Genomic DNA, 23,506 nt, shown 5'->3' with positions numbered 1-23,506 from the left:
GCTGAAATCTCCACGGAGCTTGATCGGAACAGACATCGCAAACCTCCTCCAGTTTGCGATGTTGAATCACGTTATAGCGTCTCGGGAAAGGCCCAACGAGTCAGATCCCACAAGCTTTGGTATAACGGATGTGAGAAAAATAAGAATCAATAGCGAAAAAACCGCCATCGATTCCATCGACGATCTGCTGATCGTTTGCCTCAGGGCAATTAACCGGAACATCTCTACGTTTTTATTCGTAGTAGTAATCTTGAGATTACGCCAACGGTTAAACCGCTGATGTTCGTTCCCAAAGGCCTTAATTGCCCCAATACCTCTCAGTGTCTCGATTACAGTTCCGTTGTCATTAGCCTGAGCTGTGATTGCTTCTTGAGTCGCGACGAACGTTCGAGTAAATAATATATGTTGGGCGACAGCATAGATCGCTATCAATAAAATTGAAAAAGCAGCTATTTTCCAAGAAAATAGAGCAATAGCGATAATGCAAACTATAGATGTTATACCGTCGGATATTACGGTCGTAACGCTCCTCGATAATATGTCGTTAATAGATATTATTGAGTTAAAACGAGATATTATGTCACCGACATACCTTTTTTCGAACCAAGTTAAGGGCAACATCAACGCATGTCGAAAAGCATCTGATGTTATCTGGAGATTTAACATCTGCACCGCATCAGATAAAATTCTTGACCGAATAAAAAATAGGGCGGCGGATGTCAAACAAAGAAAAACTATGCCAACAGAAAACGCCAATAATTGGTCGCGCATGCCCGAGGGAGCTATTGAATCAATTAGGATCGATAGAATTATAGGTACGATCAGGACAATCGTTTGAATCATAATAGAGAGAGCAGAGATTTGTAGCACTATTCCGTTTGGAACAGATGACTTTGATACAAGTTCACGCAAACTGATGCTGCGAACATCTTTCTTAATTTCAAATCGCGAGGATGGAGTAAATTCGATCGCGATCCCTGTGAATTGTCTGGAAAAGCTGCTCTCGCTTAACACTCTTCGGCCGTATTTTGGGTCATTAAGCGTGTATCGCTTTTCTTTTGAACCGCCTATTTTCGTCAAAACGACAAAATGGTTCTCGTTCCAATGGATTATTGCAGGTAGCTTAAGGTCATTGAGGTCTGGCAACTCCATCCGCAATGCTCTTTTGTCGAGGCCGAGATCGTCGGCTGCACGGAGAAGGTTTGGCAGGGTTAGGCCTCGCAGGGAAACATTATGCCGCCTCCGAAGTGAGGACATGTCAATCTCATGACCGTGAAACGCAGCGATCATTGCAAGGCATGTCAGACCACATTCGGTGACTTCGGATTGCAAGAGTGCGGGAGGCTCTTTTTTTTGAAACAAACCCACGTCCAGCGCTCCCTCTTAATTCGCGTTTTTCAGGAGAAGGGAAATTAAACTCTGTGAACCGGTAATAACCGTGACTTTTGCCGTCATTCCGAACTTTCTATCGATACCTTCCGTGAGGGATTTGCTACGTGCGTCATCAACCAAAATTTCACAAATAACGTTTCGTTGATTTGGTTCAATTGATGCCAGTGGAAGATCGTCTCGCAGGGTAAGGCCGCTAACCCGAATTACCCTCCCGTACACGTGCGTTTGGGAAAGGGATGGAACTGCGTCGAATTTTATTTCAGCCCTTTGGCCAGAGCGGATAACGCCAATTGCTGAAGCAGGCACATAAGCCTTTATGGTGTTAAGATTCTGATTTTTTGCGATGCTGGCTACTACATAGTTGGCTGAAATCACGTCTCCTGCGGAGACTGGAGCGCGAGTAATGTAGCCAGAACGGGGAGCAATGAGCCAGCTCTGCCGGGAGCCATCTTCAGATTGGTGATCTGAAATAATCTGTGCTGCGCGTTCTTCGTAATCTATCTTTGAAATGGTTCCATCTATTTTTACTTGCTTTAACTTGCTCTTAAGCGATGCCAAATCCGACTGGGCGTCGGCCAATTCCGACTCGAGAGCCAACACATCTTGTTCACTCCGGATAAGATCAGATTCTCGACGATCAATCTCGTTCCGTGTAACAAATCCACGAGATGATAGCGCGCCGATACGAGTGAGGGAATCCCTGCTTGTTGCAACGCGTCGACTCTGCAGAGCGATCCTGCTCTGCAAGGATCGAATACGAGATGACGTTTTTGTAATCTCGGCTACGACAGACGACTTGAGCAATTCAGATCGAGCCTCGGCATTGTCCGCGTTGATTTCAAGCGATTTAATTTGGCGATCTACGGTTGAGTTCCTTGCCCTGGTCAAAGTTGCAGACATCAAATCGTGGTCAAGGATAGCAATCGTGTCTCCCTTATTGATCCATTGGCCAACTTTCACTTTAATCGTTTTAATCCGTCCCGGCGAAATAGATTTAACGTCGGACCCAACTCCTTCGCTATCAAGATATCCGATACCGATAACCGCGCGAGGAACCCTAGACAGAAATAGTGTTGCAACCAACGCAACAGTAATCATCAATATAGTACACCAGACCGCGGTTGCACTTATGCCAGGACTAATTAATGGATCGCCGCGAAATTGATCATTTCGCGCAATCATATAGTCTTCTCTGAACAATGACATTTTTATAAATTTAACACTGCGTTGGTAGCATCTTAGAATATCGTTCTAGAGAAACCATTCCTGCTTCTTTGCGAATATCATCTACACGCTCAATTTCTTCGATCGGTGCTGGAACATATTTCCCACCCTTGCAGATAAACTGTGTACCGAATTTCTGCACTCCAGTCTGTGCTAAAGTTACGCGATCATATAGTAACGCATAAAATTTCGTTGGAAATTCTCCGGCGCGATTAAATGGTTCCAGCTGTTTGAGAGATTTGGATTGATATGTTAAATCAGAAGAATGCTGCACAATGAAAAATGACGCCAATACTGCGTCTTCTCCGTCTTTGGTTAGGGTAGGCCATCCTGCCCGATTCACCAGTGTCTCAAGGGCGTCGCGACCTTTCCGATCTCGAGGTGCGATCTCTAAAGCAAATTTTAACCGCAGTAATGCGGCTTGCTTTACATCAATATTTAGTTCCTTTGCCGGATCGTTTTTACCGAAAAAATCTCTCATCATCTGCACGCCAAGGGTCACGCGAAGAAGGAGTTCGGCGCTGGAAATGTTTGATGAAACTGGCGAAAGTGATTCATATGCGCGAACAGCCGCCATGTACCCGTCAAAATATTGCTCAACGCCCGAATTGCCGGATTCGAGCGTGGGCAGAGAATCATACAACTTGAGGACAGAGCGGGCGATCATGAGTTTGTCGCATTCAATGTCTGAATAGCACCCAGTCTCCAGACGTTTGGCTTTAAAACCCTCGCTAACGAGATCATCTTTCGCATGTGCCGTTGCGGCTGCCTGTCTAGCCTTGATCTCCGATTCCAATTTTTCTGTGCCTGCTTTATACCAAGGGCTCGCGAGGCAGATAACATCATTACATGCGCTGTGCTGGTCACTACCTTTGGTGGGCTGTACGGTCGGTGCGGCGGAAAGGGCGACGGCCCAAAGCAATGTGAGGATAGCGTCCTCCATGAGTTAGGTCAGGCTTGTTGTAGAATGGACTAATCAACAGAAAGTTGGGCACCACGGGGGCACCCAACTTTCCGCGGCTCTCCAGATTCTCAGTGATTAGCGACGTCGTCGCAACCGCCACTGATTGGGAGGCTGGTTGTGCAACAGCCGCCACCCGCTATATCGCACATTTCTTCAACATTCACCTCGCGCGCTGTGCGAGATGCCAGCGTGCGATCGCTACCTTCGGAAGCATCGGACGGTTTCTGCTCATTGTCCACCGTAGTTCTCCTCAAAGATTGTCGCTGTGAGACGACGAAATGAGGATACTTGATAGAACATCATGAGCAACCCTGAAAATTATGTCCAGATTGGTGCTATGCGAAACTGAAGGTTAATTTTCCTTTACGAGTTTGCAGATCGCATCCGGTAAATCCGCCGAGGTGCCTGCAAATTTTTGCGCAATGGTCTTGGAAAGGTCGCGACACGCGCTCGCCGTCCAAGTGGTTCCGAAGCGGTTAGTGCTTTGCGAAATTGATGGTGCATCGCACCGGTTCTTTAATCTTTGCGGCAGCCTTCTCGCACGCTGCGATGGCGGCGCGGTTCTCCCGCGCCATCTCGGCAGCGTCCACGATCGCCTGCCAACCATCCGGATTTCCGGCGCGCATGAGTCGGATACCGGCATCCCATAGCGACGGCTCGCCCAGCGTACGACGGGCCACCCGTTCCGGCCAGAGCCAGCTTTGCGGGCCGATGCTGGCCGCCCAGCCGGGGTAGACCAGCCACAGAAGCGACACGGCAAGTGCCGCGCCCCCGCCGCAATAGAGCATGTGCCAGCGCTGTCTCTGTTTGGTCCGAACAGTGCCTATCGCGCGCATCTGATCCGCATGGACTTGATGGTGCAAGTCCAGCGACTTCTTGATGGTCGCCTTGTCAGTCTCGCGCGCGACCACCGCCGCGTCGCCGATCCGCTCCGCCATGCTCTCTGGCGTCAACTGCATGGCGGGTGCTTCCATGATTGTCTTCGTCTGCCCGGCGAGCGTCGCGAGATAGCCATTCATCTTGGCAAGCGTCGGCCCATAGTCGGGAAATTCGAGGCTCTGCTTCTCGACTGCGATATGCTCAAGCGCGCGGGCCATCACGGCCATGCGCCCGTCCAGCCGCTCCTCCATAGCGGCGACGCGCTCCGAGAGGTGCGCGAAGGCTTCGGCGGCGGCATTGGGCCGGGGTTCCGGCTCCGGTTCGTCCAAAAGGCTCTGCTCGTCATCCATATCGTAGTCTCCTTGGGGTTAGCGGCTCATGCCGCGACTGATGTCGCGTCCGTGATCGAAGGGGATGGAGGATGCGAGGTCGTGGGACAGGCTGCGGCCCGCCTGCTGGCCGATCTCAAGCCCAAGTTCGCGACTGCGCACGCCCAGCACCGATTCAAGCTGGGCGTCGCGTTCGAGGCTTTTTGCCATGCCCGCCATCTGCTGCGCGGCACTTTTCGCGCCCCGGAAATTGCCGTCGCGCACAAGCTCGGCATGATGGCGCTGCAATTGCTGCCACCCTTCCACGAACCGGTCGGCTCGGCTGTAGGGATCGATGCGGATTTCGGTCTCCAATTGCATCGCCCGCACGGCGGGCTGGCCGCGCCCCTCGGCAGCTTCACGGACAAGTTCCGGGCTGTTGCGAAACGCGCTATTGAGGTCGGACGAACCTTCAGGCCGGATTGCGTCCAGAGCATCGCGCGCCCTGTCGAACGCCTCGCGCTGGTGCGGCATGGCGTCCAGGCCCTGCGCGCGGGTCTTCTGGATTGCGTCCAGCGCCTTGGCGTAGCGCTCCACCGCACCGCGCACGCCGCCTGCGCGCATCGGCTGCGTATCATATTCGGGCTGGCGCTGAACGGCCCGCTCCTGCGCGGGCGGCTCGGCCTTAGGCTGGAAGCCCGCAAATATGTCGCGCTCCTGCTGCGGCGGGATAGTGGGCCGAAAATTGTCGAACATCCCGCGCACTTTCTCGACCACGGGCCTGACGATCTCCGCGACCCGCTCGCCAAAGGTGATGCCCCGCCGCTCGGCATATTCCCTTGCCGGGTCGGCGTGTCTGTAATCGGTGGCCATGTCCTTGCCGCGCTCGCGCGACAGCGTGCGAACAAGCCGGGACTGATCGCGGAAATCGTCGCGGCCATAATGGAGCGCCATGCCGTCGCGATGGCGGGACATGCCGACATAGGCCCCATGCCGATCCATCCCCGGCGTCGCCAGCAGATGCGCCCTGTCCACGGTCATGCCCTGCGCCTTGTGGATGGTAGCGGCATAGCCATGATCGAGGTCGCGATAATCTTTGGTGTCGAACGACACCACGCGCCCGTCATCGGTTCGGACGGACATATGGGCCTCATTCACACGTTCGATGGTGCCCAGCGTGCCGTTCTTCACCTCCAGGCTGCGTTCGTTACGCAGGAACATGATGCGGTCGCCCGACGCGAACAGGCGGTCGCCGCGCTCGGTCTTCACCTGCCGCTCGTCGCCTAATTCGCCCGCATTGCGCATCGCCGCGCGCGCAGCCTCGTTGAGGTCGCGCACCTCCGCATTGGTGTGAGTCAGGATGATGCGGCTGGCGTCGGGATTTACTTGCCGTTCGCGATCCCAACGTTCGACCAGTTCGCGCCGTGCATCTTCGCGCGCCTCGGCCTGATGCACCATACCGTTGTCGGCATAGGCGGCAATCGCCTCGCCCGTCCTGCCGGTGGCCAGATGGCGGGTCGCATCCTGCTGCCATCCTTCATGCTGGCGGCGAACCTGCGTGATCTCGACGCCGCCATGGCGCTCATGGATCGCGCGGAACGCCGCGCCCGCTTCGATCGACTGCAATTGTTGCGGATCGCCGACAAGGACGACCTTTGCGCCAGCGTCGGCGGCATGGGACAGCACGCGCTCCATCTGGCGCGTGCCCACCATGCCCGCCTCGTCAATCACCAGCACATCGCGGGCATTGAGCAAATCGCGGCCCTGCGCCCAGCTATGCTCCATACTGGCTATAGTGCGGGAAGTTATACCGGAGCCATTCTCCAGCCCCTCGGCGGCAATGCCCGCAAGCGCCGCGCCGCGCACGTTGAGGCCCGCACTTTCCCATACGTCGCGCGCAACGCCCAGCATCGCGCTTTTGCCGGTCCCAGCATAACCCAGCACCAGTGACAATCCGCGCCCGCCCGTTACATGGCGCAGCGCGGATTCCTGCTCTGCTCCCAGGGCAAGGCCTGCACTCTCGGCGGCGCGGCTGGCGTAGGTCTTCGCCGCCGAGAGACCATCGCTCCGGTCCATCGCAAGCCGGTCAGCGGCGCGGCTCATCCGCTGCTCGGTCTCGATCATGTCGCGCGAGGTGAACCGATCGTCGCCGCGCCCATCCTTGCCCAGGGCGATCAGGTCCGGCGAATTACGCACCGCACGCATGGCGGCGTTGAACTGTTCCTCTCCGTCACTATGCCGGTGGATGAACATCGCCATATCGCGGTTGGTGAATGTCGCCTGCTGGTGGGTGATGGCATTAAGCGCAATGCCGGGATCAGCGATGATTCGTTCGCCATTCTCCCGCGCGATCTCGCGGTGCATCTCGGCGCGATCGGCTTCCAGCCCCTGGGCGTCCATCCGATGCGCGGGGCCGCCGATCTTGCTCTGCGGTTCGAGGTCGATGCCCTGATCGGCCAGACTGCGGCGATCGATGCGCGCGTCTATGTCGAGTTCGGCCAGCCGCGCGTTGACGTGGGTCTCCCAGCGTTCGCGCCAGCGCTCGACATTTTCATGATCATTCCACTCACGCACCTTCGCCCCGAAGCCAGCGGTGCCGTCCTCGCGCTGCACGACCTCCCGCATGGTGAGCATGACATGGGCGTGGGGCTTGGGCTGGCCGTCCGCATCGATGTCCCAATGTACATTGAGGTCGGCGATCATGCCGCGATCGACAAACTGCGCGGACACGAAATCGCGGGCCAGTTCTATGCCCTGCGTCTTGGTCATTTCGCGCGGAATGGCAAACTCAACCTCGCGGGCAAGCTGCGCGTCCTTGCGCTTCTCGAATGCCTCGACATCATTCCAGAGGCGTTCGCGGTCGCCCCATTGTTCAGGCGCACCTTCGGGCAACAGTATCTCGCTATGCTCGACGCCGGAGCGGGCACGGAAATCTTGGGGCCGATCAAGGCGCTCATCGTTCAGGCGTTCGCCCGCACGATAGGCCGCCGCCGATACGGCGGAGCGGCCCGTCGCGCGAGAGATGACCTGAACGGAGAAATGGAAGATCGCCATGACGATCGTCCATCTACTACGCTCAAGCGCACGTCGGAACGACGTATAAGCGCGCCCTTCTCGAAAATTTCTCGGACGGGACTAGGCGGTGTCAGGCTGTCCCGGCGACTCTACTGCGCAGGGGGTAAGATCATCTTATCATAGCGCCATCATCACTCAATGGAGACTTTACTATGCGTAAGCCCCGTGATTTTGATTCGGAACTCAAAGTCCTGGCTGACAAGGCCAAGGCGCTCAGGGAACGGCGTGTGCGCCAGCTTGGCGAGCTGGTGACGGCGACCGGGGCGGATACGCTCGACGCTGATATGCTGGCCGGGGCGCTTCTCCATGCCGTCACGGTGAAAGACGCCGCGACAAAGGAGGGCTGGCGCAAAGCGGGCGCAGCTTTCTTTCTTGGCAAGGGCGGCAAGCCTGCGGGCGGACCTTCTGGCCAGCAAAGCGGCACTTTCCCGCTCGATGGCGGCGCGACATCGGCTTGAGGCACGAAAGGCGCGAACCGACATGCGGGATTGGGCCGTCGCACGCCGTGAACGCACGCGGCATTTGATCGAATTGGGCGGCCTCGTCATCAAGGCCGGGCTGGTCGATCTGACCGAGGACGATCGCGCCACGCTCTACGGCGCGTTCCTCACAGTTGCCGACCGGCTGCGCGGAGAGGAACGCGCCAACGCGCTTGCCCTCTGGAAGCGCAAGGGGAAGCGCGGGTTCACCGCAGAGGACGCCCGAGCAAACGCAGAAATAAATCGCTGAGGCGGGGCCATCCCGACGATTGTGCAGTGGCATGAAACTGAACTATTCCACTGCATGGCTGCCGATGACTGCCGGAATGCACGCAAGCTTCCCGGTTGCGGGCACATCGACAATGATTTCCTGCCAGCGATGGTCGAACCTGCCTAGCCAGCGTAGGATACGCGCCTGCATATCCAGCCGTTGCGTTCACTCGCGCATGGCGACCAACGGTTATCGGAAGGCGCGCTTCTGGGCCTCATTGATCAACGTGCGCCGTTCGGTCTCCTCCGCAGCGCGCGCCATTTGTTCCCAACGTTCAGCGGACTGCTCATGCTGCCGTCGTCGGTTGGGGAGATCTGCCTTCGAAGCTGCGAGACGCTCGCTGGCGGCGTTCTGGTGGTAGAAATCGGCGGTGCTCATGTTTCCACCTTGCAAGTTGACGATCCATTACCCGCAGCCGATGGCGAGGCGTCGCAGTGACCTCTCGCCGCTGTGTGCAACATGGTTGATCGCCGATCATAGCCGTTGTCATGCCGCAGGTAAAACTAGCGTCGTACCATCGCAATCGGCCGCTCCCTCATGGCAGCATTCGTCATGGCAAGCGACTATGCGGCGGATAAAGCATCTCTGCCGCATATTCCGGCGCATCGGTAACATGCGAGGCCAGCACGCTGCCCTAGATCGAAAGCTCAAAGCTGTCCGGCAACGCTTCAATCAGTTGGTAAGCCTCGACCGGTAAAAAGGAGGCATGCCCAACCGAATAAATCGCCGCGTAGCTTCGCGAGAGAGCGTGTTCCTTCGGGGAGTGGCGACCGGCTTCACTGCCGCCGAGCCGTCGGTGCATCGCGTGCGGAACATATCGGCGGGAGGCGCTTGCATCGATGGCGCCGGACACTTGAAGGTTGGACAGACGCTGTTACTCGACATCGGGCGGCTGGAAGAAATCGCGGCCACGACCGTTTGGGTCAGGGATGAACTGGCAGGATTGCGGTTCGCCAAAGACATCGATCCGCTGGACGCGAAAACGCGAGGCCAGGCCAGTCCACCGCGCGGCAAATTCAGCCAAGGGTGATCCCAATGTGCTGCTCAGTCCCCCGCGTTTACGTCCTCGGGACCAGCGAAGGCGCAGCAGCAACGAGGGAGGTGATCAATTCGCCGAGCCGTCCGAACAAAGCGTCGCTTTCTGCTTCCATCGGCCCCTATTCCGATGGAAGGAATGGCACGGTTGTGTAACAATTGCATCGCATAGCGGTGAAAGAACACATAGGAGCGGGATGGAAGGTCAGCCGGTGAAATCGGCCATTTTGCTATCTTATTGAGGTATGCCTGTGACATCGCCGCCGCCCAACCCTGGACTGCCATTCGGACAATGGCTCGCCGAGATTGCCGAGATAAATGGCGACTTGCATGGTCTGATCATGTTTTCCAGGGCCGATCCGCTGTTCCCACGCGATGGCGAACCCGACGCCGTGCGCTCCCGCCTTCAATCGGTCTGGGCCGATCAGGACTTGCTGCCTGTTGTCGATGAAGCCGAGCGACTATGGCGTTCGACGTGTCAAGGCGACAGTAGCGGGGTTACTCCGTCCGGCAAACTGCGGAAATAGCGCTGGCCGATCTCTGATAACAACGCTTCGTTAATCACTTTTTCATGATTATACGCAAAACCATTAATGCGTCCTTACGGTCCCCACCAGGGCGTGCTTCGATCAGACCCCGGCGCCCCCCCCTTTTGTGGCGTCGGGGTTAACCGATGTGGAATTGATGGCCGAATATCTTGTTTCCTGCGTTCAGCGCGATCTAACAAAACTGAATCACCCTTTGTACCGCCTCGGTGGTCGAGATCACGAAACCATGCAACGGTGGAACCGAGATGTCTCTATGGTCATCGACCTGATCCGAAAGGGGGATGACAGCTTCTGGCTACAGATCGGCGCCAATCTCGTCCGGATTGAAGTGGCTGAGAAACCGCGAAGGCTTGTGTTGAGTGATGGGTTTGCGATAGATGCCCTGCTGAATCTCCCCGGCTGCTTATAGACCCAATAAGTGCCCGTGTTGACAGGATCGGCGAGATTCTGCGAAGCCTTTCTTTGCGGGGTCAGTCACAAAGCAAGGCTTCGCAGCCCGGCATAGAGCGGGGGGCATTAGCGCCGGGATAGCGCCCCTAGAAGACGGCAGATGAACCGTTTATGAAAGGTGGCGAACCGATTCCGGCACCACGATAATTCGATACTGCCCAGCTTTCCTCGATCATGACACCGCTATATGCGTGAGAGATGCCGAAGCTGTGCGAAAAACTACCAGTGCCATGGGATGCTTCGGCCATAGTTGGCGTAAGGCGATCACGGGAAGGGGAGTATACGCCCGAACTGGTCGGCCTGTCGCTCAACCAGGCATTGGATCATGTTATGAACCCCAGCCACCCCATGCGGATAAAGTTTTGTATATGGGTGCGATGGGGCGATCGAGACCTCCAGATCGAACGCCGCGCTATCATGAAACTGGCATCGGCTCCCGATCGCCCTCAGATACTGGCGATAGATATCGGCGGTGCTCACGTTCCAGCCGCACAAGTCGGTGATCCAGACCAAAATCCCCTCTAGCATGATGCATGCGATATTGCTCGCTATGGGCCTATCGTTCATTCCCGGTCATTCAATATTCATGCACGGCAGCTAAAGGAGGTCCGGCGAGGCCCCACAACTTGAGGACTGCATCCGGTGGGGCCTCGTTCCTTGCAGCGCCGAAGGGAGCAAACGCCCCACACTGAGGAGTCATCATGCATCGCTGATAATTCGCGGCATCGCCCGCAGTGTGATGCCTGACGAGCAGCCTCGCCTCGCCTTTTCCGTGATATATGTCGCTCAGGTCGTCAGATCCTTTGCCAATGCCCCTGCGCGCAACCATTGCTCGAACGTCATGGGCTGCCGATCGAGTGCGCGAACCATGTGAAGCATCCTGCGGCGGACGACGAAAGGCAGCGTCCACATGCGTTTGGCTATCCGCTGGTAGTTGAGGCCATCGACGCGGCTGAGAAGAAACGTTTCGAGAACCGGCGCGGGCAGCGTCTGGAGAAAGGCGATGTTGACGATCAGGTCGTCATCGTGCTCGCTGGCCCAGGCCAGCGGTTCGCTATGGCCCAAAGCGCGCAAGCGCTCCTGGCACGAGGCGCGATAACGGCGGCGCAGGTCGCTTTCGGCAGGCGCGATGTCCGCATCTCTCCAACGCCTGGGCATGTCGCCATCCAGGATCGCAGCGATCATGCCCAGCGCTTCAGCCACACATGCCTGAACTGCGCTGTCGCTGATGGACAAGCGGCAAGCGATTTCGACGTAAGAGAGGGCGTCCACGCGGTGCATCATGAATATCACGCGCGTCACGACCGGGAGTCGCGCCATGGCGGCGCCATAGGCCGCGCGCAATTGCGGGGACGGCTCAGCCATGCGCAGTCTCCCCAATGGCGGAAACTCCTGCATCCAGCCGTGCGTTACATTTGGTTTCCACCAGATGGTTCAGGGTCGCGGCACGCTCCATCGCCCATGCCAGTTCCTCCGAGCTGATGCGGAAGTTCCGGCCGTAACGGACCTCGACATAAGCGCGGCGGATGCAGCCGAAGACACGGCGCTCGAACAGAGTGTCGCGCGGCCATGCCTTGGCAAGTTCGATATCCAGTTCTTCGGCCACTTCGCGCAATTCGTCGAGCGCGTGGGTGCGTAGCCCGTGCAGGGTGAGCGACCAGGCCACACATTGATAGAGATGCTCGCAGGCCTGATGCAGCAGCAGCGCTGCCATCGGCATATTGTCCCGCCTTTGATAGAAGGCTGCACCCAACAGGAATTCCGTCGCACGCCCATGCCAACGGGCAAACTCCGCTTTTCCATGTTCATGATGACGGGCGGCAGGCAATGTGCGCGGCGACTCCAGTCGCGCGCTGCTCGCCTCATAAAGCGCGATGCCCTCGGTCGCGATCGTGACAAACCATGGCACGCCATTAACGAGCGCGTGGTTCACATGGCTCAGGCTGTGTACGCAGAGCCGCACCGGATGCGTGATCTCACCCAATTCCCACGCCCGGCGGAGCCGATCGCGCACCGCCGTCCAATCGCCGCGGCGGGCAGCAAGCTTGCTGTGGTTGACGATCGCGAGCAACCGAATCGGCGCGGCGGGAGGAGCCAATGCCCAATTCTGCGCCGCATGATGGCCATAAAGGATCAACTTGACGATATGGCCTGACTTGTAGCGTTCGGCGCGCTTGCCCGCGAGCATGGCGTCGAACCCCTCAAACAGCAGCGCGGCAATTCGGCGGACCTCCTGCTGCATTGCAAATGGCAGATGGTCGAGATCGGTGCGCAACATCATGCATCCCTCTCCCCCGGCAGGCCGGTGTAACCGGTGATCCGTCCCACGGCGTCGAGCAGTGTCGCGACCGTCTCCACGATCTCGGCGGGCGGCATGACGGCAAGCACGGCGCGCGCCTGATCGGGCGTTCGTCCTTGACGGTGATAGCGCGACAGCGGCGGGATCAGCCGCGCCAGTTCCGGCGAGGGCGGCGGCATTCCATTCGCCTGTGCTTCTCCAAGCCCCCGCGTAAGATCGAGGCCGATATGCTGGCGGTTCCACTCGTCGGAATACCCCGCGCGCAGCAGGAGCGTCTTTAGCGCAAACTCGCTCGCGTAGGCCGCCTCGCGCACGACGAGCGACGGACGGTCGCGCGCATCCCCCTCTACCATCAGCCCCACGAAATCCATTGCGCGGCGATAGAATGTCACGGCCAGGATGCGGTCGAAGTCGCCGGGACGGTGATAGAGGTCGAGATTATGGCGGGGATGCTGGCCAAGGCCGGGACGCAGTGACTGGGGCTGTGTATCGTCGCCAAGGCTGGCCAGCAATGCGCCGAACGCCTCCGACAGATGCATTTCGGCTTCGGCGGCGCTGGCGTCCAGTTTGCGCGCGATCCGGGCGAGGTCGAAACCACGGCGGCGGTATTGGGCGAACGCCGTGCGCTGCGGCTCGTCCAGCGCGTCGGCCGCCGCCGTGATCCGGTCATGGATGGTTTGGCGTTCTGCACTCCTTGGCGGGTCCATCGCCCGGTCGAAGAGAATGATCCCGCCGTCATAGCGCTTGGCCAGCCAGGGGTTGGTAAGATGGAAGCGTTCGGCCTCATCGATGGTGAAGACGGAAAGCTCGACGGCTATTGCCCGACCCAGTTCCGATTTCAGCACGGCCTTGGCGCGTCCCCAATAGCGCTCCAGTCCCTTATAGGCCTCATGATCGACAAAGCCCCAGATGTCGAAGACGATAGGCTCGTTGTCCCATTTGACCGGCTTTCCCGCGTCGGCAGGGTCGCCGACCAGCATCAGCCAGTGCAGCGTCCCGCGCCTCGGTGCGCTGCTGCGGCGATCGATGAAATAGGCGCGCAATATTCGTACTGCGCGTTCCATCGCCGTTCGGCCAAAACTGTCCAGGTGCAGCAACCGCGCCGGGACGCGCTCGCGCATCTCATTGTGATCGGGCGTCGCGTGCCGTTGGTCCGCACCATGGGCCAGCGCATCATGGTCGTCGTCCATAAGAGACCTCCACTCCGCATCCATAGCGGATGAGGCGGAAGCGACGGGGTGGATGCGGCAATGGTCCCGAAACTCCCGCGCGTTACACGCGGGAGCCACCGGGGCTGGTAACATGATCCGAAGACATGCGCCGCCGTTTTTAGCCCGAAAGCCTGGACATATACGACGGCACCCCGAAAACGATAAGTTTTCGGAGGCTGTGATTTCGGATCGGGATTACCAGTCCCGGCGCTGCCCTTTGCGCAACGCATGGGTAACTTATCAGGAAATCGCTAAGACGCAAAGAGTGGGTAAGGCGTGGCAGATTGAAGCCAACCTCAGGGGAATATGGTCGTTCTGGACCCTCTACGCAGCAAACCGCCCCGGCCAAGCCGGGGCGGTTTGCCAAATCGGGATCGATCGTGTCCGTCCCTGTCCCGCTTTTGCGAACGCAAGGAACCCGGAGGCGAAACCGCCTCCGGGTCGGGCAAGGTCAGGCGGCTTGCGCCGTGGGCTGTGCCTTGTCTTCGTCTGCGGCCTTGGAGGTATCAAACAATGGCACAATCTCGTCCCACCGCTCGACGCTGCCGACGCCGCCCCGATCGGTATAGGTGGATGGCGCAAAGGCCATCCAGCGCGGCACCCAGCCGTCAACCTTCGTGCGTCCGTCTGTTCCTGCAAGACAATCGCGCACGATCTGCCGCTGTACCTTGACGCTTTCCCCGGCATTGGCCGTAGCGACGGCATCGCCTGCGACCTCCGCGACAATCTGGCCGATCACCTCTCGGTCGCGGATGCTGTCGAGCAAGGCATCGTCGGCCTGCCAGACGGCGGGTAGATCGACATTGAGCAATGCGCCCAGCAACTCGATCATCGCGCTTCCCGCCGTCAGCGTCTCGCCCATCACCACGGAGAGGACGGACAGCACCGCCTCATCGGACAAGTCGAGCAGATGGACGAATAATCCAGGCAGGCCATCCTCACCAGCATAGCCACCCGTTATGGTCGGTGCCTCGGGATCGAAGCCCAGCAGGGTCAGGACTTCACGGCGCTTGCCGTCAAAGATCGCTTCCGAAGCACAGGCCTCCACGCTCTCTGCGATGGCACCATTGTTGGCGCGCTGCTTCTCCACGTCCACCCGCCACAGCGGCGAACCGACGATCGCGTGGGCCAGCATCAGACGCAGGGTCATGGCAGGTAGCGATAAAAGGGAGGCGCGCACGGCGGTATGGCGGTGCAAATCGACATAATTCTGGATCGGCGCGCTAACCTCCGGGCGCACCGGCTTGGTTCCGACTTCGCCTCTCTCGCGCTTGCGCGCTTCTTTGGTGGTCAGATACCCCTCATGGAAGCTGACCTCGCCGCGATGGCTGATGGCGACATAGACGCGCCCGCCTTTCTTCTTCGGGCAGCGCTCATGCTCCCATATGTGGAAATATTCGCCACGCTCCATGACGACAACATCCGGCCATCCCGCCTCGCGATAGCTTGCGGCTCGCTCCTCGACCGCCGCCATCTGCGCCGTCCAGAAATCGGAGGGACAAGCGAAATAGCTGTCCTCGCCGAAAAGGTCGGAGACGATCTCGCCGGAATAGGTGGCAAGGTCGAACAGCGCGACCTTGGTGGAGATGGCCGCGCCACCCATCAGCCATGATTTGAGATTCTGACCCGTGGGGGCGTGATCGGTCTCACTGTCGAGCAATGCCAGCCAATCCCGTTGTTGCGCCTTTGTAGCCAGCGTCAGGTGACGCGCGGTTACGGAATCGATCCTGTCAGACCGATAGAGATTGCGGATGCGGGGCATGAGATTGCCCAGCGCGAGAGTGCGTTTTACCTGCAATTCGGTCAGGCCAAAGGTCAACGAAATATCTTCCACGCTGCGTCCCTCCCGGACAAGCCGGGTGAAGGTCTCGTGGCGGGTCATTTCATCGGGGTCCAGACGGGCGATGTTCTCGATGAGCGAGGCTTCCAGCGCCGCCGCGTCATCGCCTGCTTCCATGATGGCGCAGGGCAACGGGTCGATGCTCCCGCCTTCCTCCGCAACTGCCAGCGCGGCATGATAGCGCCGCTTGCCTGCTACGATCTCATAGCTGTCTGGTGAGCCATTCTTCCGCACGATCAACGGCACGAGGATGCCCCGCGCGCGAACGGAGGGCAGGATATTGGTAAGGTCGGGAGCCTTCTTCACGCCGCGCATGTTGGCGGGCGATATCGAGAGGCAGGCGATGTCGATATGCTTGAGTTCCACTGTCTTTCTCCTCTTGCAACACACCGGCCCCGGAATGCGGGGTGGGCGGCAAGAGCGACCGGAAGGCGCGTCGGCAGAGGCGGGCTGCACCTGCAAGGCTGAAACGAAGAGGAAGACCCGGCACCGCCGGGTTGCGGGCCCGCCGCGACGGGCCTAGAGGGTAGCGACGCCCACACCGCTTGCCGGAGCCGGTTAACGCCATCGCGGTCGCCGCGATGTCCGCATGGGGATTGGCCTGGACGGTCCCCCGCGTCATGCGATCGTGACGCCGAAGGCGACGAGACGGCGCGCAGAGGTGGCTCGGTGGAGCGAAGCGGAATAGAGCGCGACCCGTGCGGAATGCGCGGGGACGCCCCCTGGCTCATGACTAATTTTATCCCGCTCTTCGCCATACAATAAATCGTTTGTCAGCCTAATATAAGTGCCGATCGCAATTCTCTCAGTTGCCATCGGCGCGTAGGAATTCGAGGAAGCGCCATCTAATCGACGGCGGGATTCCTGACGCCGCACCGGTTTTGTTAGGGGGTAGGACTTTCCCCGCAGTCGGCGTCAAAGAACGAAGTTTCGTTTAGCTGATACTCTGGGAGGGAAGCATCCGGGCGGTATACCCGATCAAAAAGCTGCTTGTTGTCAGGCGGTCGCACATCCGTTCTTCGAGTATCAGATCCGCCCACCATGGACGATATCAAGGGTGACGGCCCCAATTATCGCGCGGTGCTGAGCAAATATTCAATCTACGAGGGCGCATGAAACCTCGCCGTTTCTGCTAAAGGTAAGCTTACTCCTGTCACTTCGTCGCCGGAGAGAGGCAGGGCATTTTCGTGTTGGCTTCGTCGTATTTGCCGCGGTCGCGATATTAAGCTAATCGTCTGATTGACCCTGCGCTGCCGCCTGCTGCCCCCACGCATTTGGACGTCGTGTCAGGGTCACCATCGCCCAGGACATCAGCCAGACCACCCGTCGCGCGACGGCGCAAGTCGCAGTTGCCGTAACGACAACATTCCTTTGCAAACAGCGATATTGCTATTTAATTGGCTGTCGATCTCGGCGAGTCGGTGCGCGACCCTTCTGACTTGTCGGGATCACCTCTTGCCGCTTTCACCAACGTCCGCCCATGCCGTTGACGTCTTCGAACGCGACCAGCAACACTCGTGGACCTCAGTCGCCTTTGTCGCTTACCTGGTGAAACCATAATCATGGCCGCAAGTTTGAGAGAGCTATGATGAATCGAAAAGCAGAGTATCACAGGCTGTTACAGCTCGCGGCAGAGGAAGAGGCTGCCGCTGCCCGCGCCCGTTATAACGATCCACTCCAGATCGACACCCATCGTGCACGCGCGAGAAATTTTCGAGATGCGGCTGGGCGGTTTGCGTTCAAGCCGCGTAAAGACGAATCAAAAATAGATTCGAGTACGCAACGACATTGCAAACCGATCACGCGCGTCCCAAAATGCCTCTACTTGAGCCTTAAGGATACCGCGTGCCAGGATCGGAATTCTATTATTGCTCGCAGAGGTGCAGGAAGCAATCGCTGATGGCAAAGCAATCCCGGTCGCCAGAAGCCGCCGAAATATATCAGACCTTGGTCGAGGTTTACGCCCAACGAGCTGCGCGGGCGATGGACGAGCTAATGCATCCCACCGACGAACTTGCGTGGCATCCCCAAGCGGGCAAGCCAGAAATGTGCCAATCGCAGGAGGCACGCAAGGCGGACTAGGACCAATTTTGTGCCGGCCTAACAAACAGCAGAGCTGATCGTCTATCTGTCCGCGAACTGATCACGCCTTCAGCTTTCAGGTCTCGCAGGATCACCGTCACCGGATCATTCACTGGAGCAACGCACTGTCCGGAAAACACTATGCCGTAAGCATTCGCCTTGTGGATCGTCACGGGAACGACCACCGGCCCGACTTTGAGTTCCGCAGTCAGCGGTGCATGGCATTTTCGAAATATGCCTAAAATCGCCGCAGCGTCCATAACCGTTGCCATCCTTACGCAAAGGTGATGATAATCAATCGCGACCTGTTAACGGGGTATATATGAGAATGGTTAACGATTTAAGAGTGTAGCGGTTTGACGTGTTAAATTTAGATAATTTAGGCGGAAACGAGCCCGGCCCCTCTGTAGATGCGACCATCATTCTCGTGCCAGTGATCCTAAGAACGAATACCGCGATATATGTGATATCCGCATGGGGGCGGCAAAGCTAATCCCGCGTCCTGCGATCGTCTTCCGAGCGAACGCGACGGTCCGCGGCACCAGCGCGGTGCACGATTTCAAGACGTAAGGCGTGTTCGTTTCATCCGAAGAGACACGATAAGGCCGCCTTCGTCCCAGTCATAGCTGATGGCGCCGCCAAGCTGGCCCGTTACGCTGCGCTGCACCAGCTTGCTTCCAAAGCCACCCAGTCCGTCAGGCTTTTTCACCTGCGGTCCTCCTCGTTCTAACCAGGTCAGCACGACATCGTCACTCTCGGACGTGCTGGTAATGTCCAGCGTTCCTGCTTGTGCAGATAGCGCGCCATATTTCATCGAATTGGTCGCCAATTCGTGGATGACGAGCGCCAAGGCGGTTGCAGACGACTGTCCGACACCCATTCGCTCCACGGCGACGCGGATTCTTCCCTTGAATGCCCCAAGGTCGTCATAGGGGGACAACAACACGGAAAGAAGGTCACCCAGCAGCGCCGCGTCCCCCTGGCCGTTGGGCAGTGGCCGGACGAGATCGTGCGCCCGGCCCAGCGCAGAAAGGCGCTCGGTCAGTTCGATCGCCATATCCTCAACCGTCGCTGCTGAACGTGAAGAGATGGCAGTCAGACCCGATGCAATGGAGAGAAGGTTTTTGACGCGGTGGCTCATCTCTCCCGCCAACAGTTCATTGCCTTCTTCCGCTTGCTTTCGTCCTGTCACGTCAAGGAAAATGCCGAACATGGTCCGCCCAACGATCCCAACGTCTTCCCCCTGTCCGCGGGTAGCGATCCAACGAACCTCATCCTCGATCAGGATGCGAAAATCGGTTTCATAGGGGCCAAGGATGGCGCGCGTCGCCGTGAAGGCAGCGCGCACCCGGTCTCGGTCAGCGGGGTGGATATGCGCTGAAAGCTGCTCGAATGTGACTTTCCCGGACCACTTGAGGCCCCAGAGCTCGAAGCCCTGTTCATCCATCGTGAATTCATCGGTATCGACATTCCAAGCCCATAAGGCGACACCCGCGGCGTTTATGGCAACGCGTAAATGCTCTGGTTTCCAGTCATGTGGCTTGGGCATCTCTGGGGTCACAGGCCTGCATCCTTAGATATAAATGACCTGTACCCTACTCAGCCAAACCCTTGGCGGCAACCGCAGGAACCCAGGAACCAATCGTAATCGCCACGGATACGATGGCTAATGCGGCCCCTCTTTTCGTTTCAATCACTCATGATGTCCCTGATGCGACCGGCCAGAATATCCATCGGGAACGGCTTTGAAAGGACGTACATGCCCTTGTCCAGTCCACCGCTAACGACCGCGTTCTCAGCATAGCCAGTGATGAATAGCACCATCAAGTCAGGTCGGCTGACCCGCGCCGCATCGGCAACTTGTCGCCCGTTCATACCGGCGGGCAGGCCCACGTCGGTGACAAGCAAATCTATCCTTGCATCAGAATTGAGAACACGAAGTCCCGTCGGTCCGTCAGGCGCCTCTAATACGGAATAGCCCGCCTCCGTCAGCAATTCAGTGATAAGCATGCGGATCGTGGGCTCATCGTCGATCACGAGGATCACTTTCCCGTCACTCGCTTGTTCAACCGGCACATGAAAGGTAGCCTCGGCATCGTCTATGCAGTCAACAGCCTGACGCGGCAGATAAATGCACATCGTAGTGCCGTGGCCTACTTCGGAATAGATTCTGATCTGTCCGCCTGACTGTCGGGCAAAGCCATAAACCATTGACAGGCCAAGCCCGGTTCCGTCACCCAGGGGCTTGGTGGTGAAAAAGGGCTCGAACGCGCGTGTAATAACCTCAGGTGTCATGCCTGTCCCGGTGTCGGTGACGCAAACCGAAACATATTGCCCAACGGGCAAATCCTGTTTCCGAGCCGCGCGATCGTCCAGCCAACGATTTGCGGTCTCGATCGTGAGTTTGCCTCCGTTGGGCATCGCGTCACGCGCATTGATGCACAAATTTAGGACGGCATTTTCGAGCTGATGGGGGTCGATGAAAGTTGGCCAAAGACCGCTTGCACCTACCACATCAAGCGCGATGCCAGGGCCGATAGTTTGGCGGATCAGGTCTTCGAGTCCGGCTAGCAGGCGATTAACATTGGTTGTTCTTGGATCGAGCGTCTGTCTTCTAGAAAAGGCCAGCAGACGCTGGGTCAGTGTTGCGGCACGTTTGACGGCGCCTTGCGCCGCCAAGACATAACGCTCGATTTCGGCCGTACGACCTTGCGGCATCCGCACCTGCATCATTTCCAGACTACCGCCGATGCCGGTCAGAAGGTTGTTGAAATCGTGGGCAAGACCTCCGGTCAGTTGACCCACCGCCTCCATCTTCTGGGACTGGCGCAATTGTTCCTCGATCGCACGCTTCTCCGTGAGATCGCGTGTAATCTTGGCATAGCCCAGGAGCGCATTCTCGTCATTCCGGATCGGATCGATAATGACGCTTGCCCAGAAACGAGAGCCGTCCTTCCGCACGCGCCACCCTTCTGCCTCGAAGCGGCCTTCACGCTCCGCCGTTTGCAATGCCAGAACTGGGATTCCCGCCGCCCGGTCCTCTAACGTGTAAAAATTAGAGAAATGCTGCCCGATGATTTCATTGGACGTGTAACCCTTGAACCGCTCGGCTCCTGCATTCCAGCTACTGACATGACCGTCGCGGTCCAGCATATAGATGGCATAGTCAGTCACACTCTGCACAAGCAGCCGGAAGCGTTCCTCGCTCGCGCGCTACTCCTCTTCAGCGACACGGCGTTCGGTCAGGTCACGCGTCACTTTGGCAAAGCCGACCACCGTTCCAGTTGGATTGCGGATCGGATCAATGACGACGCTTGCCCAGAAACGACTTCCATCCTTGCGAACGCGCCAGCCTTCCGCTTCGAACCGGCCGTCCCGCTCGGCGGTTTCGAGTGCTATCCGGGGGATTTCCCGCGTCTGATCCTCTTGCGTATAAAACCTGGAAAAATGCTCACCGATAATCTCATCGTGCTCGTAACCCTTGAAGCGGCGTGCGCCGGGATTCCAGCTGGCGACCCGTCCTTGGGCGTCCAACATGTATATCGCGTAGTCGGTTACACTCTGAACCAGCAGCTCGAATTTGCTACTCGTGCCCAGTGAATGTTCTGATCTGTCCATCGCGCGTTTGCCCGTCCTTTGCGGATCAAACTTCGGCCACAAGTGAGCGTTCCGTTAGATGGGGCGGTGCAGGCGAACTAATCAACGTCGCAAGCGACTTTGGACATCGCCTTTTCGGCAAACGATACGGAAAGCCGGTGCCCACGCCTGCTCTTCCGCGCGTTGGTAGTGGCCTGCTCTCGCGTCTGTCACAGTCCTAAAGTTCGCATAATCCTGAAGGGCGCGACTGCATGGATGCGCGAGAGCGGCCATCTTACTTCAACTCCTGAAGAATTACGGGAGCATAGCAAGTCTTCGTCGCCGGTGACGCGATCGCATGCAGCTAATGAAAAAGGCGACACGCAAGGATAATGAGCGAGACGGCACCACTGTGGAGCTGCCCTTGCGGGATGGGATCGTTTGAGGCAGATTGATTCGCGACGGGCAGGCCATCGCAAAGGACGATGGATATGCTAAATACATCATAGCTCAGACGATCTGCGGGGACCGGCGAGCGTAAAAAGCGTGGCAATCAGGCAACAGCAACTGAGAAAAAGCGCATGGGCAATGATGCGGGCAAATTCCCGCTAATTCCCTCTACGTCCGCCGATGTCCCCCACCGTCCCTCCACAGCCCTACGACATGTATCCGGGCGGCCTGACAGGCTGCAGCGGGCATCTTGTCTTGCGCGGAAACTCCGCCAATTCTGGCTGTAGGGGGCTTTGGCAACGCATGAATTGAAAGCTCTTTTATGCCGAACACCGATCGTATCATTCGCCTCAAAACCGTTCTCGACCGCACCGGCCTTTCCCGGTCCACCATCTACCGCAAGATCGCGGAAGGGACATTCCCTCGGCAAGTGCCGATCAGCGTTCATGGTGCTGGCTGGCACGAGTCCGCCGTCAATCGCTGGGTCGCCGATCCCGCCGCTTACCGGCCGGACAACGACAATCCTCCATCGCTTGGGAAATCTGGCCATGGAGAAGGGTGACAACGCCGCGCCGCCCAATCGGCTGACCGCCGCCAACGATAACGGGACGGGCACTGAGCCGCCCAGCGTGGACATTGACACGGCGCTGATCCGCATCGCGGAGGCCATCGGCCGCCATATTGCGCGCCAGCATATTCGCGCGTGCAGGGCAGCCAATGACAATGAGCCGAAAGCAACAGAATGATGGAGTCATTGACATCGACGCCATTCGATGGCATATAATCCATCATGAAGGCGGAACCGTTGCTCAACGAACGTCACCAGCTTGATGCGAAGTCCTTTGTGGAGCTTCGTATCTGGCGGGTGCGGCAGCCGGTGAAGGGATCGATGCACGATCTCAAATATGCTCTCGCCTATATTGTCGATAGTATCTGCGTGCTGCGCTACGACAATGAGGCCGGCAAGAGCGATCATCGGCATATCGGCGAGAGCGAAACGGCCTATGCCTTCACGACGCCCGCCGCATTGCTGGCGGACTTCTGGAAGGGCGTGGACCAATGGAGGCAAAAATGAACATCGTAACGCTCTCCGTCACCAGCCGCGACGATGTGACGCGCCGTGCGCTTGCCGCTTTCGGGGGCGAGGCCCAGGGCGCGCATCATAGCTTCGCCAGTCCCGATCTGTTGTGGCAGACTCTCACCCGCAAGCGCTGGGATTTGATCCAGGCGATGACCGGGCAAGGCGTCATGTCGATCCGTGAGGCTGCGCGGCGCGTGGGCCGGGACATGAAGGCGGTGCATGGCGACGTGCAGGCACTCATCGGCGCTGGTGTAATCCATAAGGAAGGGCGCGGCATCGTCTTTCCCTATGACGGCGTCCATGTCGATTTCATGCTGACTAAGGCGGCCTGACGGCGGAACG

Annotated in this window: 22 protein-coding genes; 8 read left to right on the top strand and 14 right to left on the bottom strand. The window is 58.1% G+C overall.

The window, feature by feature from the left end; all coding sequences use genetic code 11:
• Window positions 1-66: 66 nt before the first annotated feature.
• The 5 genes from HHL08_RS11160 to traA all read right to left on the bottom strand — a co-directional run bounded on the left by HHL08_RS11160 (window position 67) and on the right by traA (window position 7,821).
• Window positions 67-1,368: a cysteine peptidase family C39 domain-containing protein gene (locus tag HHL08_RS11160; protein ID WP_169573191.1), complete on the bottom strand. Its 1,302-nt coding sequence runs from the start codon at window positions 1,366-1,368 to the stop codon at window positions 67-69.
• Between the two features lie 15 nt (window positions 1,369-1,383).
• Window positions 1,384-2,574 (bottom strand): HlyD family secretion protein, encoded by a 1,191-nt coding sequence (locus tag HHL08_RS11155; RefSeq protein ID WP_169573189.1) that lies wholly within the window; start codon window positions 2,572-2,574, stop codon window positions 1,384-1,386.
• Window positions 2,575-2,608: 34 nt separating this feature from the next.
• Window positions 2,609-3,559: a DUF6624 domain-containing protein gene (locus tag HHL08_RS11150; RefSeq protein WP_169573188.1), complete on the bottom strand. Its 951-nt coding sequence runs from the start codon at window positions 3,557-3,559 to the stop codon at window positions 2,609-2,611.
• A 497-nt stretch (window positions 3,560-4,056) separates the two neighbouring features.
• The gene (locus tag HHL08_RS11145) at window positions 4,057-4,809 is read right to left on the bottom strand and encodes a DUF6118 family protein (protein ID WP_169573186.1); all 753 of its coding nucleotides are present in this window, start codon (window positions 4,807-4,809) and stop codon (window positions 4,057-4,059) included.
• A gap of 18 nt (window positions 4,810-4,827) precedes the next feature.
• On the bottom strand, window positions 4,828-7,821 hold the full coding sequence (gene traA, locus HHL08_RS11140) for a Ti-type conjugative transfer relaxase TraA (protein ID WP_169573184.1): 2,994 nt from the start codon (window positions 7,819-7,821) through the stop codon (window positions 4,828-4,830).
• A 173-nt stretch (window positions 7,822-7,994) separates the two neighbouring features.
• Here traA and HHL08_RS11135 point away from each other — a divergent pair, with 173 nt between their 5' ends.
• Together HHL08_RS11135 and HHL08_RS11130 are read left to right on the top strand one after the other, a co-directional pair.
• Window positions 7,995-8,300 carry a conjugal transfer protein TraD gene (locus tag HHL08_RS11135; protein ID WP_169573182.1) on the top strand — a complete coding sequence of 102 codons (306 nt, stop codon included), beginning with the start codon at window positions 7,995-7,997 and terminating at the stop codon, window positions 8,298-8,300.
• A 22-nt stretch (window positions 8,301-8,322) separates the two neighbouring features.
• Window positions 8,323-8,571 carry a conjugal transfer protein TraD gene (locus tag HHL08_RS11130; RefSeq protein ID WP_169573179.1) on the top strand — a complete coding sequence of 83 codons (249 nt, stop codon included), beginning with the start codon at window positions 8,323-8,325 and terminating at the stop codon, window positions 8,569-8,571.
• A 210-nt stretch (window positions 8,572-8,781) separates the two neighbouring features.
• Here the strand turns inward: HHL08_RS11130 and HHL08_RS11125 are convergent, their stop codons facing one another.
• Window positions 8,782-8,970: a hypothetical protein gene (locus HHL08_RS11125; protein WP_169573177.1), complete on the bottom strand. Its 189-nt coding sequence runs from the start codon at window positions 8,968-8,970 to the stop codon at window positions 8,782-8,784.
• Between the two features lie 328 nt (window positions 8,971-9,298).
• Between HHL08_RS11125 and HHL08_RS11120 the strand changes: the two genes are divergently transcribed.
• Together HHL08_RS11120 and HHL08_RS11115 are read left to right on the top strand one after the other, a co-directional pair.
• Complete coding sequence (locus HHL08_RS11120) at window positions 9,299-9,622, top strand: PilZ domain-containing protein (protein WP_235955031.1); 324 nt, start codon at window positions 9,299-9,301, stop codon at window positions 9,620-9,622.
• A 680-nt stretch (window positions 9,623-10,302) separates the two neighbouring features.
• Entirely contained in the window at window positions 10,303-10,584 is a 282-nt protein-coding gene (locus tag HHL08_RS11115) for a hypothetical protein (protein WP_169573173.1), read from the top strand.
• A gap of 827 nt (window positions 10,585-11,411) precedes the next feature.
• On the opposite strand, the gene HHL08_RS11110 is transcribed toward HHL08_RS11115, so the two are convergent.
• From HHL08_RS11110 to HHL08_RS11075, 8 genes are all read right to left on the bottom strand, one after another.
• Complete coding sequence (locus tag HHL08_RS11110; protein WP_169573171.1) at window positions 11,412-11,990, bottom strand: sigma factor-like helix-turn-helix DNA-binding protein; 579 nt, start codon at window positions 11,988-11,990, stop codon at window positions 11,412-11,414.
• Window positions 11,983-12,906, bottom strand: coding sequence for a HEPN domain-containing protein (locus HHL08_RS11105; protein ID WP_169573169.1), 924 nt, complete (start codon window positions 12,904-12,906; stop codon window positions 11,983-11,985). The genes HHL08_RS11110 and HHL08_RS11105 overlap by 8 nt, the downstream gene beginning before the upstream one ends.
• Window positions 12,903-14,114: a sigma-70 family RNA polymerase sigma factor gene (locus HHL08_RS25325; RefSeq protein WP_206377818.1), complete on the bottom strand. Its 1,212-nt coding sequence runs from the start codon at window positions 14,112-14,114 to the stop codon at window positions 12,903-12,905. Before HHL08_RS25325 ends, HHL08_RS11105 begins: the two co-directional genes overlap by 4 nt.
• Window positions 14,115-14,586: 472 nt before the next feature.
• Entirely contained in the window at window positions 14,587-16,341 is a 1,755-nt protein-coding gene (locus HHL08_RS11095; protein ID WP_169573167.1) for a ParB/RepB/Spo0J family partition protein, read from the bottom strand.
• Window positions 16,342-18,053: 1,712 nt separating this feature from the next.
• Complete coding sequence (locus HHL08_RS11090) at window positions 18,054-18,329, bottom strand: hypothetical protein (protein WP_169573165.1); 276 nt, start codon at window positions 18,327-18,329, stop codon at window positions 18,054-18,056.
• 287 nt (window positions 18,330-18,616) lie between these two features.
• Entirely contained in the window at window positions 18,617-19,606 is a 990-nt protein-coding gene (locus tag HHL08_RS11085; RefSeq protein ID WP_169573163.1) for a sensor histidine kinase, read from the bottom strand.
• Between the two features lie 140 nt (window positions 19,607-19,746).
• Complete coding sequence (locus HHL08_RS11080; RefSeq protein ID WP_408021770.1) at window positions 19,747-21,246, bottom strand: PAS domain-containing sensor histidine kinase; 1,500 nt, start codon at window positions 21,244-21,246, stop codon at window positions 19,747-19,749.
• 24 nt (window positions 21,247-21,270) lie between these two features.
• The gene (locus tag HHL08_RS11075; protein ID WP_169573162.1) at window positions 21,271-21,675 is read right to left on the bottom strand and encodes a PAS domain-containing protein; all 405 of its coding nucleotides are present in this window, start codon (window positions 21,673-21,675) and stop codon (window positions 21,271-21,273) included.
• A 730-nt stretch (window positions 21,676-22,405) separates the two neighbouring features.
• Between HHL08_RS11075 and HHL08_RS11070 the strand changes: the two genes are divergently transcribed.
• From HHL08_RS11070 to HHL08_RS11055, 4 genes are read left to right on the top strand one after another with little or no spacing between them, the layout of a single operon-like run.
• On the top strand, window positions 22,406-22,645 hold the full coding sequence (locus HHL08_RS11070; RefSeq protein ID WP_119745862.1) for a helix-turn-helix transcriptional regulator: 240 nt from the start codon (window positions 22,406-22,408) through the stop codon (window positions 22,643-22,645).
• Window positions 22,632-22,829, top strand: coding sequence for a hypothetical protein (locus HHL08_RS11065; protein ID WP_169573160.1), 198 nt, complete (start codon window positions 22,632-22,634; stop codon window positions 22,827-22,829). Before HHL08_RS11070 ends, HHL08_RS11065 begins: the two co-directional genes overlap by 14 nt.
• Before the next feature lie 44 nt (window positions 22,830-22,873).
• Window positions 22,874-23,158, top strand: a complete 285-nt coding sequence (locus HHL08_RS11060; RefSeq protein ID WP_169573158.1) for a toxin-antitoxin system TumE family protein — start codon at window positions 22,874-22,876, stop codon at window positions 23,156-23,158.
• Window positions 23,155-23,496 carry an HVO_A0114 family putative DNA-binding protein gene (locus HHL08_RS11055; RefSeq protein WP_169573156.1) on the top strand — a complete coding sequence of 114 codons (342 nt, stop codon included), beginning with the start codon at window positions 23,155-23,157 and terminating at the stop codon, window positions 23,494-23,496. Before HHL08_RS11060 ends, HHL08_RS11055 begins: the two co-directional genes overlap by 4 nt.
• Window positions 23,497-23,506 lie beyond the last annotated feature (10 nt).

The sequence above is a fragment of the Sphingobium psychrophilum genome (assembly GCF_012927105.1).
In the GTDB taxonomy this organism is placed as follows: domain Bacteria; phylum Pseudomonadota; class Alphaproteobacteria; order Sphingomonadales; family Sphingomonadaceae; genus Sphingobium; species Sphingobium psychrophilum.
Note: the sequence above shows the minus strand (reverse complement) of the source record. Positions and strands in the feature narration are given on the sequence as shown.

Excerpts from the sequence above, each read along its gene's own strand:
- HHL08_RS25325 (WP_206377818.1), bottom strand. The coding sequence starts at position 14,114 with ATGGACGACGACCATGATGCGCTGGCCCATGGTGCGGACCAACGGCAC.
- HHL08_RS11085 (WP_169573163.1), bottom strand. The coding sequence starts at position 19,606 with ATGCCCAAGCCACATGACTGGAAACCAGAGCATTTACGCGTTGCCATA.
- HHL08_RS11110 (WP_169573171.1), bottom strand. The coding sequence starts at position 11,990 with ATGGCTGAGCCGTCCCCGCAATTGCGCGCGGCCTATGGCGCCGCCATG.
- HHL08_RS11065 (WP_169573160.1), top strand. The coding sequence starts at position 22,632 with ATGGAGAAGGGTGACAACGCCGCGCCGCCCAATCGGCTGACCGCCGCC.
- HHL08_RS11135 (WP_169573182.1), top strand. The coding sequence starts at position 7,995 with ATGCGTAAGCCCCGTGATTTTGATTCGGAACTCAAAGTCCTGGCTGAC.
- HHL08_RS11060 (WP_169573158.1), top strand. The coding sequence starts at position 22,874 with ATGAAGGCGGAACCGTTGCTCAACGAACGTCACCAGCTTGATGCGAAG.
- HHL08_RS11075 (WP_169573162.1), bottom strand. The coding sequence starts at position 21,675 with ATGGACAGATCAGAACATTCACTGGGCACGAGTAGCAAATTCGAGCTG.
- HHL08_RS11125 (WP_169573177.1), bottom strand. The coding sequence starts at position 8,970 with ATGAGCACCGCCGATTTCTACCACCAGAACGCCGCCAGCGAGCGTCTC.
- HHL08_RS11070 (WP_119745862.1), top strand. The coding sequence starts at position 22,406 with ATGCCGAACACCGATCGTATCATTCGCCTCAAAACCGTTCTCGACCGC.
- HHL08_RS11150 (WP_169573188.1), bottom strand. The coding sequence starts at position 3,559 with ATGGAGGACGCTATCCTCACATTGCTTTGGGCCGTCGCCCTTTCCGCC.
- HHL08_RS11130 (WP_169573179.1), top strand. The coding sequence starts at position 8,323 with ATGCGGGATTGGGCCGTCGCACGCCGTGAACGCACGCGGCATTTGATC.
- traA (WP_169573184.1), bottom strand. The coding sequence starts at position 7,821 with ATGGCGATCTTCCATTTCTCCGTTCAGGTCATCTCTCGCGCGACGGGC.
- HHL08_RS11105 (WP_169573169.1), bottom strand. The coding sequence starts at position 12,906 with ATGATGTTGCGCACCGATCTCGACCATCTGCCATTTGCAATGCAGCAG.
- HHL08_RS11145 (WP_169573186.1), bottom strand. The coding sequence starts at position 4,809 with ATGGATGACGAGCAGAGCCTTTTGGACGAACCGGAGCCGGAACCCCGG.
- HHL08_RS11120 (WP_235955031.1), top strand. The coding sequence starts at position 9,299 with ATGCCCAACCGAATAAATCGCCGCGTAGCTTCGCGAGAGAGCGTGTTC.
- HHL08_RS11055 (WP_169573156.1), top strand. The coding sequence starts at position 23,155 with ATGAACATCGTAACGCTCTCCGTCACCAGCCGCGACGATGTGACGCGC.
- HHL08_RS11155 (WP_169573189.1), bottom strand. The coding sequence starts at position 2,574 with ATGATTGCGCGAAATGATCAATTTCGCGGCGATCCATTAATTAGTCCT.
- HHL08_RS11090 (WP_169573165.1), bottom strand. The coding sequence starts at position 18,329 with ATGGCAACGGTTATGGACGCTGCGGCGATTTTAGGCATATTTCGAAAA.